Genomic DNA, 13,332 nt, shown 5'->3' on the forward strand with positions numbered 1-13,332 from the left:
TTAATGTCCTTCTTCCCGTTCTTTCAGGTATTCTTCGACAATTTTTTCCTGAATTTCCCTGGGAACATATTCATAGTGACTGAATTTTCTGCGGTGATATCCACGGCCCTGACAGAGAGAGCGAAGGGTATTGGAATATTTATAGAGATTGGCCAAAGGTACTTCCGCCTTAATGATCTGGAAGTGTCCGTCAGAATCCATACCGAGGACCTTGCCACGGCGGGCGGAGATATCTCCCATGACATCGCCCATGTATTCTTCGGGAATGGTGATTTCGATCTCATAAATAGGTTCCAGCAAAATAGGATCTGCTTTCGTAAAAGCGTCCCGAAAAGCACCACGGGCCGCAATCTGGAAAGCGATATCCTTTGAATCTACCGGGTGCTGTTTTCCGTCAAAGACAACCGCTTTCACATCAATGACCTTATTTCCGGAAAGGGGGCCGGCTTCGCAAGCCTGACGGACACCTTTTTCAATAGACGGTACAAAAGACCGGTCCACATTCATTCCCACAAGCTCACTGGCAAATTCAATGCCTGTCCCCCGGGGCAAGGGTTCAATTCGGAGTTCCACTTCACCAAACTGTCCTGCACCACCGGACTGTTTTTTATGGCGATAACGGGCTGTGGTTGTTTTTCGAATGGTTTCACGATACGGTATTTTCGGTTGAACCTGGACAATTTCCACGTTGAATCGCTGGGCAATTTTCTTCAGGGATATATCCAGATGAATTTCTCCCATACCAGAGACAATCGTCTGCTTCAATTCGGAATCCACGACATAATGAAAGGTCGGATCCTCAGCCTGAACCTGTGCCAGGCCTGTCCCGATTTTCTCTTCATCGCCTTTTGCAGCTGCTTCCACAGCAACACGAATTACAGGTTCGGGATATTTAATCCCCACAAACTGCCAGGGCTCTTTGGAATCCACCAGCGTATGATTGGTCATGGTATTTTTCAATTTGACAGCAATACCAATATCACCGGCCTTGATTTCCGAAACCTCTTTCCGGTGTTTTCCGTTCAAAATATAAAGGTTTCCGAAACGTTCGGATGTATTGGTTGCCGGATTTTTTAATTCATCCCCCACTTTCAGGTTTCCGCTGATAACCTTGAAGTAGGAAATATCCCCCACATGCTGTTCATGGACGGTTTTATAAATAAAAACTGCCGTAACTCCTTTTTCATCAATTGTAATGGGTTCGGGATCACTATCACCGGATTTTTTCACCTTCCATTCTTTATTTTGTGACGGGTCAGGATAATAATCCACCATAATTTCCATCATGCGTGAAATGCCCACTTTTTTTTCAGACGAAACACAAACAAGGGGAAAGAAATTCCGCTCAAGAATAGCACGCCGAAGCCCATCCTTCAGCTCCTCTTCTGTCAATTCACCGGATTCAAAAAACTTTTCCAGCAGGACATCATCCGATTCTGCAATCATTTCCACCAGTTCTTCATAACGTGTGTCGAAAGTGTCCTTTAAATCTGCCGGGATTTCTTCTTCCGTATAAACGCCGTTCTTATCAAAAACCAGCATTTTTCTTTTCAACAGGTCGATAATGCTGTCAAAGGCAGGGCCGGGGTTAACAGGATACTGTATAGGATAGATCCGGTTGGAAAAACGATCACGAACACTGTCAGTAATTGTATCGAATTGCGTATGTTCCTTATCAAGCATAGACATAACAATCATGGCTGTTGTCTTGTAATCATTGACATAATTCCATGCAAATTCGGTCCCCACTTCAATACCGGATGTAGCATTGACCAGAACCATGGCATTTTCAACCACTTTCGCAGCACTGATTACTTCTCCGGCAAAATCCATATAGCCCGGCGTATCCAGAATATTGCATTTTACACCATTCTTTTCAAAATGCATAAAAGATGTTTTAATAGATATTTGGCGTTCTATTTCATCACTGGAATAATCTGAAGTGGTACTCCCCTCTTCAATGGATCCGATCCGGTTGATTTCACCGGCCAAAAGTAAAAGTGCATCAGACAAAATGGTTTTACCGCTGGCGGAATGTCCTATTAAAGAAAAGTTCCGAACATGCTTCGTATCGAATGTTTTCATCAATCGTCCTCCGGTTTTGAAGATAAATTATTCATTTTATTGTTATGGTGTATGGCATTTCTGCGGATAGTCTGTCGGGCGATTTTCCCTGTAGCTCCCACAGGTAAATGATCTAAAAAAATGAAATCCGAGGGAATTTGATACCGGGGGATTTTTCCCGCCAGGTATTCTTTCAGAGCTTCCGGATCTGCCTGACTCAGTTTTTCCGGAACGACATAAGCAACAGCCTTCTCATTCCCGCGGTTGTCAAAAGGTATACCCACAATAACCGCTTCCCGGATATTGGGATGTTTTCTGAGAATATTTTCTGCACTTTCAGGAAACATGTCAAATCCATTAATCCGGATGCGGTTTTCAATACGGTCCACAAAATAAATATAACCGTCCATATCCTGATAACAGAGATCCCCTGTATGAAACCACCCCTTGTTCAGTGCATCACTTAGTTTATCCTGTCCTGAAGTAAACCCGGATACAACCGATTCTTTCCGAATACATAATTCACCGATTTTCTGATCAGGAACGACAGTATCTCCATGGCGGATTGAAACGGACACATTATGGAGGGGAATTCCGATTGAACGGAGTTTGCTTTCATCGTTATTGATCAAAATCACAGGACCGGCTTCTATCAGGCCGTAGCCCCTGAAGATGGGAAAATGACATTTTTCATAAAACCATGATTGGACATCCGGTTTCAGGTGTCCTCCTGCAGTGATCCCGTACAGATACCCGCGTGGGAGTTCCCGGACAGATTCCGACAGTATTTCAAAATAATTCGTATCACCGATCAGGATCATCCCTTTGGAATCTCCCGGTGTCTCAGGCAAATTGGTTGTTTGATTCAATATTACCCGGTTTCCATTTATCAAAGAACAAACGAGAATAGTAGTGAATCCCCAAAAATGATGAAGGGGAAACTGGGCACACAGGGTTTCGTTTTCATGGAGAATCATGGTTTCGTTGAAGGACTGAGCATTCATCAGCAGCTGGCGGTTATTGAAAATACCTCCTTTGGAAGGTCCGCTGGTACCGGAACTGAAAAATATAACGGCTTCCTGCCGGCTGTCCGGATTGAAGGGGCCGCCATAGAGTGCATGTTTCAATGACAAGTCTATATAAGTATCTGAAAGGTCTCCTTTACCACCAACAGCTACTGTGGTTTTAATATTATCGAGAATGTCGATAGCATCCGCCACACTATTTTCATAATCCTTGTGGTAGATGATCACCGGAATATCGGCATCACTCAAAACATGTCTGAGAGCCAAAGCTTTAAAATGTGGATCTACAGGGACAACCGTGCATTCCAGACGGGATAAAGCCAGTACGATATAGAAGAACTCCGGTGAAGAAGGAAGCATGAGTGCAATACGGGACCTCTTTTTTACACCGGAATCCAGCAAATATCCTGCAATTTGCAGGGATTTATCCAGAACATCATGGTATGTATCATTTTGTTCACCATGAGTGAGAAAAATTTTGTCATGTTTTTGCTTTGTAATCTGAAAAAAACTTGAGTACAAAGACATTGAAAATTTCATATCCGATACTCACCTTTTAAGCTTGTGAAGTTACTGATAGATTGAACATTAGTCAATTCAGAAAGTTATGTTCAATTCAGGAGCCTATGATTAATTGTCCCTTTTGATTCTTAGTCGTATCCTCTTAAATTTAATACAATGATTTTAACCATGAAAGAAAGTGAGGATTAGCATAAAACAAGCCTGTCCGCATTAGAATTTGATCATACTATTTTGGGAGAGAAGCATGAAAAAGACGCGAATTCTGGTTATCGGTTCCGGTGGTCAAATCGGCTCGGAGTTAACACCGGCCTTACGAAAAGTGTATGGAGCTGAGCATGTTGTTGCATCAGACATTAAATCTGATATTTGTGAACATGTTCTGAATGAAGGCCCTTTTGAAGTTCTGGATTGCATGGATGAACACCGTTTAGTTGAGATTATTATAAAGTACAAAATAACACGGATATATCATTTGGTGGCTCTTTTATCCGCTGTAGGAGAACACAAACCGCTTATGGCCTGGAACATCAATCTGGGCAGCCTGATGAATGTTCTTGAAATTGCCCGTGAACTTCATTTATCGGTTTTTATCCCCAGCTCAATTGGCGCTTTCGGTCCCTCTACGCCGAAAAAAAACACGCCTCAGGATACCCTCATGAGGCCAACGACCATTTATGGCATCACCAAAGTGTGTGGTGAAATGTTAGGGGATTATTATTTTAAAAAGTATGGTGTAGATGTCCGGGGACTTCGCTATCCGGGGATTATTTCAAATGTTACCCAGCCGGGTGGCGGTACCACGGATTATGCTGTTGAGATTTTCTATAAAGCTTTAGAAGAGGGTCGGTACACCTGCTACCTGAAAGAGGACACCTACTTTGACATGATGTATATGCCCGACGCTGTCAGGGCTGCCATTGAAGTCATGGAAGCTGATCCGGACAAGCTGGTGCATCGCAACGCCTACAATGTTTCGGCTATGAGTTTTAACCCACGTCAATTAAGTGCAGAAATCCAAAAACACATTCCGGATTTTAGGGTGGAATACAAACCGGATCCGGAAAAACAGGCTATTGCCGACAGTTGGCCGGATAATATGGACGACAGTGCCGCCCGTCAGGAATGGAACTGGAAACATGAATATGATCTTCCCAAAATGACGGAAGATATGCTCGTAACACTTAAAAAAAAAGCGATGACATCATGAGGAGACACCATCATGAAAAAATATGAATATCCTTTACAAGCTATCATTGATGATCTTGAAAAAAAGGGAACGGTAAAGGGACATGAGATGGTCATTCACCGGGTTGAAGAGGGGAAAAACGGTCATGGAACCCGGTATTTTATCCAGGGGGATGAAAACAGACCCTTTATACGGATGAATTCCAACTCGTATCTGGGACTGTCCCGCCATCCAAAAGTAATAGAAGCTGAAGAAAAAGCTGCCAGGACTTTTGGGAGCGGGCCGGGTGCTGTCCGATTTATCAGCGGTACTTTCAAACACCATATATCATTGGAAAACCGGATTGCACAATTTCACCGAAAACAGGCAGCCATGATATTCAGTTCGGCTTATGTCACCAGTATGGGAGTCATTTATCCACTTATAACTTCTGATACTATTGTCATTAGTGATGAACTGAATCATAACTGTATCATCAATGCAATTCGTCTTTCCCGCCCGGCAGAAAAATACATTTACCGCCATAATGACATGGATGATCTGCTAAGCAAACTGAAAGCATCTGTTGGAAAAGGAAAACGGGTATTGGTTGTGACGGATGGCATTTTCAGTATGCGCGGGGACTATGCACCTTTAAATGAACTGGTTTCCCTTTGTCATTCGTATAATGATCATTTTGAAGAAGGTGTAATCAGCATTATGGATGATTCCCATGGTGTAGGTGCTTTTGGGGACACCGGTCGGGGAACGGAAGAATACACCGGAAGCAAAGTAGACATTCTCATTGGAACACTGGGGAAGGCATTTGGTGTAAACGGTGGTTATGTGGCAGGTGACGAAACTCTGATCCGTTACCTTCGCGAAACCGCACCCATGTACATATACTCAAATCCCATCACTGTTCCTGAGGCAGCCGCAGCAGAAGCTGCCCTGAATATTGTTGATTCACCAGAAGGGATAAAAATTCTCAAACATCTGGGTGAATTAACCCGCCGTTTTGAATCCGGCATCACCGGAGCCGGTTACGAAACCATTCCCGGCCCCCATCCTATTGTACCTCTCATGGTTCGTGATACGGAAAAAACCGTACGCTTGACCCGCTGGCTTCATCAAGAGGGGGTGTTGGCAACGGGACTCAATTTTCCTGTAGTTCCCAAGGGGGATGAAGAAATCCGTTTCCAGATATCAGCTGAACATACTGAAAAGGATATAGATACCGTTTTGTCCGTCCTGACTAAATTTGAATCCTGAATGTATATGAGCTAAATGGCCTTTTCCCAATATATCTTTTGGGATTGAATTTCACCCTGTGTCAGGTTAAATTTGCTTGCTTTAAACGAAACAAAGTCCCTGCGGCACTTAGGAGGTAAAATACAGAATGCAGAAAAAATTCGTGTTAAACTATGTCATCATTGGTGTTCTTCTTGTCTGGGCTGCCTGGCAGCTGCTTCCAACTTTGCGCTATGAAACAATGTCTGAAGAGCGGAAAGAAGAACTCCGCATGCAAGGCGATCTGGAACCCATTCAGAACCGGATAATCCGTAGAGGTCTGGATCTTCAGGGTGGGATGCACCTTGTTTTGGAAGTCAATGTATCCAAACTGACACAAAATATTGCCCAAAATAAAAGTCAGTCTTACTATCAGTTCATGAACCAAGTGGAAGAAATTTTCACAGCACAGACCGACCGTGATTATTTTGACATTCTGGAAGAAATGGCCAATGCTCAAAATTTCCGTCTGGCCAGACATTTTCCCGGCAGGGGCGATGAAAATTCACAAATCATTGCGTCTCTCCGTAAAGAAGCCGCTGATGCAGTGCTTCGGGCAGAAGAAATCATCCGGAATCGTGTGGATCAATTCGGTGTAAGTGAGCCTACGATTCAGCGCCAGGGTGACCGGCGAATCATTGTCGAACTGGCTGGTGTGACCGATCCTGAAAGGGCAACTAACCTGATTCAAAGTACAGCCCAGCTGGAATTCATCCTCTTAAAAGATCCCGAAGTGGTTCAGGATGCCATATCACGGATTGATGCCGTTATGAAAAAAGTAGAACCTGAGACCTTAACGGATTCAACAACCGTTGAAGACAGGGTAAGTCAGAATAAGGAAGTCTCTGTAGAGGAATTATTCGGATTGACAGAGAATCAGACTGACACCAAAGGGGATTCAACTGCACTTGTTGATGAAAAGATTTTTAAAGACAGACCTTTCAGTGCGCTTTTAAGAAACCTCGGCAATGATATCGGTGTTCCCGCTGAAAATTACTATGCCGTTAATCGGGTTTTACAAAATCCTGAAGTTCAAAGGGTCCTCCCTGCCGATATCCGTATCTTGTGGTCCAATGCCCCCGAGACATTCACAACTCAGGATGGGACACAAAAAAAATTTTACAGGCTTTATTTTGTTAACCGTGATCCCGGCTTGACCGGAGCAGTTGTAACGGATGCCCAGGCGAGGCTGGGTGGCATGAATGGTTCCAACATGGGCCAACCCATTGTAAATGTCAGCATGAACAGTGAAGGTGCCAAAACATGGTCCAGAATGACAGGTGCCAATGTGGGTAAACGGATTGCAATTGTTCTGGATGACAAAGTTCAGATTGCACCGGTTATCCGGGATCGAATTTCCGGTGGAAGAACCGTCATCGAAGGACTTGCAAACATTGAAGAAGCCAAGGATATTGAAATCTGCCTGAAAGCCGGAGCCTTACCCGCACCAGTGGATATCATTGAAAAAAGGACTATCGGTCCTTCTTTGGGTGCTGATTCAATCCGGAAAGGTACCATGAGTGCATTATTTGGTCTCCTTCTTGTTGTCTTGTTCATGGCTATATATTACCGCGGATCAGGAATTGTGGCTTTTGTAACACTGGTTCTCAATATCATTTTTGTCCTTTCGATCCTTGCCCTTCTGCGGGCAACCCTGACCCTTCCGGGAATAGCCGGCCTGGTATTGACTGTGGGTATGGCTGTGGATGCCAACGTGCTTATTTTTGAAAGAATCCGGGAGGAATTAAGAAAAGGGAAAACCGTGAAAGCTTCTGTGGATAACGGCTATTCAAGGGCCATCATAACCATTCTGGATGCAAACCTGACAACCCTGATTGCCGCACTCGTGCTTTGGCAGTTCGGTACCGGTCCTATCCGGGGCTTTGCTGTGGTTCTGTTCTGGGGAATTGTTTTCAACTTTATTTCCGGTTACTTTATTTCCAAGACAATTCTCACAACCGTTACCCACGGGCGGACACTGAAAAAACTGAGTATATAAGGAAAGGAGTCATACCTTGTTTCAGATATTTGTCAACACACATTACAACATTGTCGGAAAACGCGTTTATGCGTACTGGATTTCCGGATTGCTCATCCTTGCAGGGCTCCTGAGCTTTATATTTCAGGGCTTGAATTATGGGATTGATTTCCGGGGTGGAACACTGATTCAGATGAAATTTGAAGAACCCATCACGGCCGGTGAGATTCGTTCACTTCTGAAAAACCCCGAACTGGGAACACCTCAGATTCAACGCAGCGGTCCCAATGAATACATGATCCGCGTGTTGAGTATTGGTACCGGTGATGAAATTCAGGAAATCATCCAAAAAGACCTTCAGGAAAAGAAGTTTGAGGTTCGCAGAGCCGAAATTGTGGGACCAAAAATCGGTGAAGAGTTACGGCGAAAAGCCATTGGCGCTATCTTTGCGGCATTATTTCTTATTCTGGTCTATATCAGCATTCGGTTTGAGATGAAATTTGCCATCGGTGCAGTCCTGGCCCTGTTTCATGATGTATTAATTACACTGGGACTTTTCTCTCTTTTCCAATGGGAAATTTCCATGCCGGTTCTGGCAGCATTTCTGACAATTGTGGGATATTCTTTAAATGATACCATTGTCGTTTATGACAGAATTCGCGAGAACAGGCTGACCCATAAAAATAAGGCCTTCCCCGATGTAATCAACCTGAGTATTAACGAAAGTTTGTCTCGGACGGTTATTACCTCACTAACCACATTCCTTGTGGTGCTGATTCTTGTCCTTTTCGGAGGTGAAGTTTTGTTTGGTTTCTCAATTGCCATGTTGATCGGCATAATTGTCGGTACCTATTCCTCTTCATTTGTGGCTTCTCCCCTTCTCATCATCTGGGATAAAAAGGTGAGACAAAAAGAAATGAAAAAGAAATAATACCTTATCCAACTATACAGGCTCCGGTTCCCGGAGCCTTTTTTTATGAAAGATAAAAGAAAACCTCTATACTACTTTCTTTTCCTTCTGAATGTCCTGATCTGGGGAAGCAGCTGGGCATCAGTCCGTTTTTTACTGGAAAATTATGCCGAAACATTTGATACTGCTAAACCCTTCTATATAGCCGGACTACGATACCTGTTAGCGGGAGTCCTGATTTTTCCTGTTGCCCTTCACCAGCTTAGAAAAATCAGCCTGACAAAAAAGGATTATTTGTCAATTCTGTATTATGGGCTTTCCCTGGTTGCGTTATCCAACGCCCTTGTCTTTTGGAGTCAGCAGTTTTTGCCTTCCAGTCTTTGTTCCATTATTTTCAGCCTTTATCCTGTGATGGTGCTCATTCTAAGTTTTCTCCTTTTAAAGGAAGAAAAAGCCGGACTTCTGAAAATCGCAGGGACGCTGCTTTCATTTCTGGGTGTTTTCATTCTCTTTTTCGATCCCCTTATCCTCGAAGCACGTATTTCATCAATTGCCTTTTTCACTATGGTTTTTTCCGTTGTATTTGCCGCTATTCCCAGTGTTCTTATCCGCAAAAACAGCATTCATCTCAATGTATTTGTATTAAATTCCCTTGGGATGTTTCTGGGGGGTATCCTGTTATTGTTGACCTCCTTTGTTGTTGAATCACCACTTCATCTTCCGTCGGATTTTCGTTTCTGGCTTGTTCTGAGCTATTTATCCGTCTTTGCTTCCTGTTATACACTGATCGCCTTTTTCTGGCTGATGCGGCATGTCCAGCTTACAAAACTTTCCCTTTCTGCTTATCTGACACCCATTGTATCACTGATTATCGGGGTATTGTTTTACAACGAAACCTTAAATATCCAGTCTTATATCGGTATGATTCTTGTTTTCCTTGGGATTTTTCTGATCGATTATTTTAAATACAGGAAATATATCCATGTCGGAAGAGAAGCGTTGTTTCCTCATTAATACCTATTTACACAGGAGCATCCCCGAGCATTCCATTCTCGCTTCTGATGAGAAAATATTGTTTATTACATCTCGTAAAAATGCTCTGGAAAATTTTGTTCGAATAAATAATCTGCCGGACCCCGTCCATGAAATGAATCCCGTTCTTGGTTGGGCTGAACGGGAATTAAGGGAGTATTTTGACGGAAAACGGAAGGTATTTTCTTTTCCTTTTCAACTAAGCGGAACACACTTTCAGCAAAAAGTTTACCAAACACTGTACAACCGCATTAAATACGGTCATACTGTGAGTTATGGGGAATTAGCGTCAATGTCCGGTTATCCCCATGCAGCCCGTGCCGCAGGCAGCGCCATGAAAAACAATCCTTTACCCTTTATTATTCCCTGTCACCGCGTTGTCAAAGCAGATGGAAGTCCCGGGCAATACGGAGGTGGAACAGCCATGAAGCTGATGTTGATCAATATGGAAAAGGGTTGAAACTGAAGAGAAAGTATTGAGTTGGCATTGAAAGTTATGAGTTTTTCCGTGTGAAAAAATCGAGACTGATCTTGATGAAATATATTTAATTCAAAGTGAAAACATTATTTTGTTTAAATCACAAAAAATAAACGATGTACTTTAAAAATGAGGACATCATCCGGAAAAATTACATATATCCCAACTTAGACTCTAAAATCCGCATCAGCAGGCACTTCACTCACGACTTAGTGTTCTCCACTCTCTCGTATTTTTCCCATAACATAAAAATCACAATATTTCCCGCCATGATACATTGCCTGGCGCATGGTTCCTTCAATCTGAAAACCAAGCTTTTTATAAATATGGATGGCAGGAGTATTTTCTGAGTTGACATGAAGTTGGATTCGGTTCAAATTAAGAGTCTGAAAGGCATAATCTACAATAAGCCGTGTGGATTCCGTGCCAAATCCTTTTGAACGGCTTGCTTTATGATGAATGGCAATAAAAAATATTGCTGACCGGCTGACAAAATCAACACGAACGAGTCCTGATTGTCCAATAATTTGCCGGTTCTCTTTGTCCATGATCATAAACATGAAAATGTCGGGCGAAGATATCATCTCCCGTACTTTTTTTTCGGCAGATTCACGTGTTAACGGTTTGTAGAGAAACAGGGCATACCGGACCTCCGGATCATTCTCCATCTTCCGAATAAATTCTGCATCTTCCTCTTCCATGGGTGTCAGAATGACTTTCTTACCTTCCAGAAAAATATCTCTCATATCACACCGTCCTGTTCTTGTAACAATTTTGTTATTATGAACTCTTAATGCTTAAAATGTATGACGATGAAATCGGAAAAGACAGAAATTCTATGGATCCTAAAGAACAGGAATCAGTGAAAACGAAAACAAGAAAGGATGAGTAAAAATGGGGCTCTAATTATCTAACCAGAACGAAGCCCATTCATTCTCAAACTCAGTCTCACCCCATGACACTATCCTGTGATCACAGGGTTATTGACGGCGGGATAGGGGCAGATTTCATGAAAACCCTGAAAGCATTCATCGAAAATCCTGCTCCGGCCTTAACCTAAGGCTTGCTCTCAACTCATAAGAGGTATAATTTCAAGAAAATTGAGGATACACCATGACAGATTACAACTATGATCTTTTGATTATCGGTTCCGGTCCCGGCGGTTATGTTGCAGCCATTCGGGCATCTCAACTGGGTATGAAAACGGCTGTGATTGAAAAAGAAAGTCCTGGCGGTGTGTGCCTGAACTGGGGATGCATCCCTTCTAAATCCCTCATATCACAGGCTCAAAAATTCACATATCTGAAAGATCTGGTAAAAATGGGGGTCAGGATTGATGCCAGCGCATTGGATTATGAAAAAGTCTACAAGAAATCGCGTCTTGCTGCCACAAAGCTGTCAAAAGGCGTTGAGTTTCTGCTGAAGAAAAATTCCATAGAACTGATAAAGGGTACTGCTGAAATAAGCAATAAACATGAAATCACGGTTGGCAAAGAAAAATACACAGCCGGAAATATCCTGATAGCAACAGGTTCACGTCCAAAAGTGATCCCCGGTTTGGAATTTGACGAAGAAGGAATACTCTCATCAACAGGAGCATTGAGCTTAAAATCACTTCCAAAAAGTATACTCATTGTGGGTGCCGGAGCCATCGGTGTGGAATTTGCATATATCCTGAGCTCTTTTGGGGTTCAGGTCCATCTTGTTGAAATGTTGGATTCGATCCTGCCTATGGAAGATAAAGACGTATCGGACGTTCTTCTGAAGGCTTTTAAAAAGAATAAAGTGAAAGTATACACATCCACAAAAGCATCTATTTCAGATAAACAAAAAAATGCGTACAAGATCAAACTGGAACATAAGGATGGCGAAATAGAGGACGTTGAAACCGAAAAAATACTGGTAGCTGTTGGCAGAACTCCCAATTCGGAAAATTTGGGATTAGAAAAGCTTGGAATTAAAACCTATAAGGGATTCATTGAAACCGGTGATTACTACGAGACATCGGTCCCCGGCATTTATGCCATTGGAGATGTAATTAACACGCCCTTCCTGGCTCATGTGGCCTCCAAAGAAGGTGAAATTGCCGTTGAACACATGGCGGGAAAGGAAGATGAAAAACGGATTGATCCCACACTCATTCCCGGAGCGGTTTATACAGAGCCGCAGGTTGCAAGCTTTGGATATACGGAAGTCAAAGCAAAAGAAGCAGGACTTCCGGTGAAAGTTTTTGCCTTCCCTTACAGAGGTGCCGGTAAAGCCGTGGCAGTCGAAGAACCTGAAGGTCTGGTAAAATTTGTCTGTCATGAAAAAACCCATGAAATTCTGGGTGCCCATATTGCCGGCAAAAATGCCACTGAACTCATTCATGAGGTGCTTCTTGCCCGTAAAGCCGAACTGCTACCTGAAGACATCGCCACCATGATCCATGCCCATCCTACCCTATCGGAGGCTGTGATGGAAGCGGCGAGAGGAATTTTGGAGCAGGCAATACATTTTTAGAATTCTGAGTTCTGAATCCTGGATTCTGAATTGAGTTATTAAATTATTGAATTTTGTTGGGTGTTTTGTTGGTATCTCTTTTTTATATTGAGTTTGAGTAAATATTGAGATTCATTTATAAGTTTAAGCCAGTAATGTGTTTCATTCGCTTCTTTTAAAGCTATCGTTAATTTGTTATTAAAGTCTTTTCTGGATGCAGCACATTGAGCTTCATAAACGTTAGCACCATAAGAAAAACGCAAGATTATATCATTTATCACATATATTCAAATCACCAAATTCTACATTCAAAAATTCAATTCAGAATTCAGAACTCAAAATTCATAATTAAAAAAGGGCGGTTTCCCGCCCTTTTTTTAATCCTGT

The 13,332-nt window shown here is 42.7% G+C and carries 12 protein-coding genes; 8 read left to right on the forward strand and 4 right to left on the reverse strand.

What is annotated here, in order from left to right; translation table 11 throughout:
* Together J7K63_04670 and J7K63_04675 are read right to left on the reverse strand one after the other, a co-directional pair.
* On the reverse strand, positions 1 to 2,085 hold the full coding sequence (locus J7K63_04670; GenBank protein ID MCD6234316.1) for an elongation factor G: 2,085 nt from the start codon (positions 2,083 to 2,085) through the stop codon (positions 1 to 3).
* Entirely contained in the window at positions 2,085 to 3,617 is a 1,533-nt protein-coding gene (locus J7K63_04675; protein MCD6234317.1) for an acyl--CoA ligase, read from the reverse strand. The genes J7K63_04670 and J7K63_04675 overlap by 1 nt, the downstream gene beginning before the upstream one ends.
* A gap of 238 nt (positions 3,618 to 3,855) precedes the next feature.
* Here J7K63_04675 and J7K63_04680 point away from each other — a divergent pair, with 238 nt between their 5' ends.
* The 6 genes from J7K63_04680 to J7K63_04705 all read left to right on the forward strand — a co-directional run bounded on the left by J7K63_04680 (position 3,856) and on the right by J7K63_04705 (position 10,446).
* Positions 3,856 to 4,818, forward strand: coding sequence for an L-threonine 3-dehydrogenase (locus J7K63_04680; protein ID MCD6234318.1), 963 nt, complete (start codon positions 3,856 to 3,858; stop codon positions 4,816 to 4,818).
* A 12-nt stretch (positions 4,819 to 4,830) separates the two neighbouring features.
* A complete protein-coding gene (locus tag J7K63_04685; GenBank protein ID MCD6234319.1) occupies positions 4,831 to 6,048 on the forward strand; it encodes an aminotransferase class I/II-fold pyridoxal phosphate-dependent enzyme in 1,218 nt (405 codons plus the stop codon).
* Between the two features lie 127 nt (positions 6,049 to 6,175).
* Positions 6,176 to 8,065: a protein translocase subunit SecD gene (secD, locus tag J7K63_04690; protein MCD6234320.1), complete on the forward strand. Its 1,890-nt coding sequence runs from the start codon at positions 6,176 to 6,178 to the stop codon at positions 8,063 to 8,065.
* 16 nt (positions 8,066 to 8,081) lie between these two features.
* Positions 8,082 to 8,975: a protein translocase subunit SecF gene (secF, locus tag J7K63_04695; GenBank protein MCD6234321.1), complete on the forward strand. Its 894-nt coding sequence runs from the start codon at positions 8,082 to 8,084 to the stop codon at positions 8,973 to 8,975.
* Positions 8,976 to 9,020: 45 nt separating this feature from the next.
* On the forward strand, positions 9,021 to 9,968 hold the full coding sequence (locus J7K63_04700; GenBank protein MCD6234322.1) for a DMT family transporter: 948 nt from the start codon (positions 9,021 to 9,023) through the stop codon (positions 9,966 to 9,968).
* Positions 9,937 to 10,446, forward strand: a complete 510-nt coding sequence (locus J7K63_04705; GenBank protein MCD6234323.1) for a methylated-DNA--[protein]-cysteine S-methyltransferase — start codon at positions 9,937 to 9,939, stop codon at positions 10,444 to 10,446. The genes J7K63_04700 and J7K63_04705 overlap by 32 nt, the downstream gene beginning before the upstream one ends.
* A 227-nt stretch (positions 10,447 to 10,673) precedes the next feature.
* Here J7K63_04705 and J7K63_04710 read toward each other — a convergent pair whose 3' ends face one another.
* Positions 10,674 to 11,210: a GNAT family N-acetyltransferase gene (locus J7K63_04710; protein ID MCD6234324.1), complete on the reverse strand. Its 537-nt coding sequence runs from the start codon at positions 11,208 to 11,210 to the stop codon at positions 10,674 to 10,676.
* Between the two features lie 209 nt (positions 11,211 to 11,419).
* Between J7K63_04710 and J7K63_04715 the strand changes: the two genes are divergently transcribed.
* Both J7K63_04715 and lpdA read left to right on the forward strand, forming a co-directional pair.
* On the forward strand, positions 11,420 to 11,524 hold the full coding sequence (locus tag J7K63_04715) for a 2-oxo acid dehydrogenase subunit E2 (GenBank protein MCD6234325.1): 105 nt from the start codon (positions 11,420 to 11,422) through the stop codon (positions 11,522 to 11,524).
* A gap of 53 nt (positions 11,525 to 11,577) precedes the next feature.
* Positions 11,578 to 12,966, forward strand: a complete 1,389-nt coding sequence (gene lpdA / locus J7K63_04720) for a dihydrolipoyl dehydrogenase (protein MCD6234326.1) — start codon at positions 11,578 to 11,580, stop codon at positions 12,964 to 12,966.
* 38 nt (positions 12,967 to 13,004) lie between these two features.
* Here the strand turns inward: lpdA and J7K63_04725 are convergent, their stop codons facing one another.
* Positions 13,005 to 13,232, reverse strand: a complete 228-nt coding sequence (locus J7K63_04725) for a four helix bundle protein (GenBank protein ID MCD6234327.1) — start codon at positions 13,230 to 13,232, stop codon at positions 13,005 to 13,007.
* Between the last annotated feature and the right edge of the window lie 100 nt (positions 13,233 to 13,332).

It is taken from the genome of Candidatus Neomarinimicrobiota bacterium (genome assembly GCA_021157965.1).
Taxonomy (GTDB): Bacteria; Fidelibacterota; Fidelibacteria; order Fidelibacterales; family Fidelibacteraceae; genus Fidelibacter.

What these genes read in the sequence shown, in the direction of transcription:
- J7K63_04680 (MCD6234318.1), top strand. Translation starts at nt 3,856, where the DNA reads ATGAAAAAGACGCGAATTCTGGTTATCGGTTCCGGTGGTCAAATCGGC.
- J7K63_04700 (MCD6234322.1), top strand. Translation starts at nt 9,021, where the DNA reads ATGAAAGATAAAAGAAAACCTCTATACTACTTTCTTTTCCTTCTGAAT.
- J7K63_04705 (MCD6234323.1), top strand. Translation starts at nt 9,937, where the DNA reads ATGTCGGAAGAGAAGCGTTGTTTCCTCATTAATACCTATTTACACAGG.
- lpdA (MCD6234326.1), top strand. Translation starts at nt 11,578, where the DNA reads ATGACAGATTACAACTATGATCTTTTGATTATCGGTTCCGGTCCCGGC.
- J7K63_04675 (MCD6234317.1), bottom strand. Translation starts at nt 3,617, where the DNA reads ATGTCTTTGTACTCAAGTTTTTTTCAGATTACAAAGCAAAAACATGAC.
- J7K63_04670 (MCD6234316.1), bottom strand. Translation starts at nt 2,085, where the DNA reads ATGAAAACATTCGATACGAAGCATGTTCGGAACTTTTCTTTAATAGGA.
- J7K63_04685 (MCD6234319.1), top strand. Translation starts at nt 4,831, where the DNA reads ATGAAAAAATATGAATATCCTTTACAAGCTATCATTGATGATCTTGAA.
- secD (MCD6234320.1), top strand. Translation starts at nt 6,176, where the DNA reads ATGCAGAAAAAATTCGTGTTAAACTATGTCATCATTGGTGTTCTTCTT.
- J7K63_04710 (MCD6234324.1), bottom strand. Translation starts at nt 11,210, where the DNA reads ATGAGAGATATTTTTCTGGAAGGTAAGAAAGTCATTCTGACACCCATG.
- J7K63_04715 (MCD6234325.1), top strand. Translation starts at nt 11,420, where the DNA reads ATGACACTATCCTGTGATCACAGGGTTATTGACGGCGGGATAGGGGCA.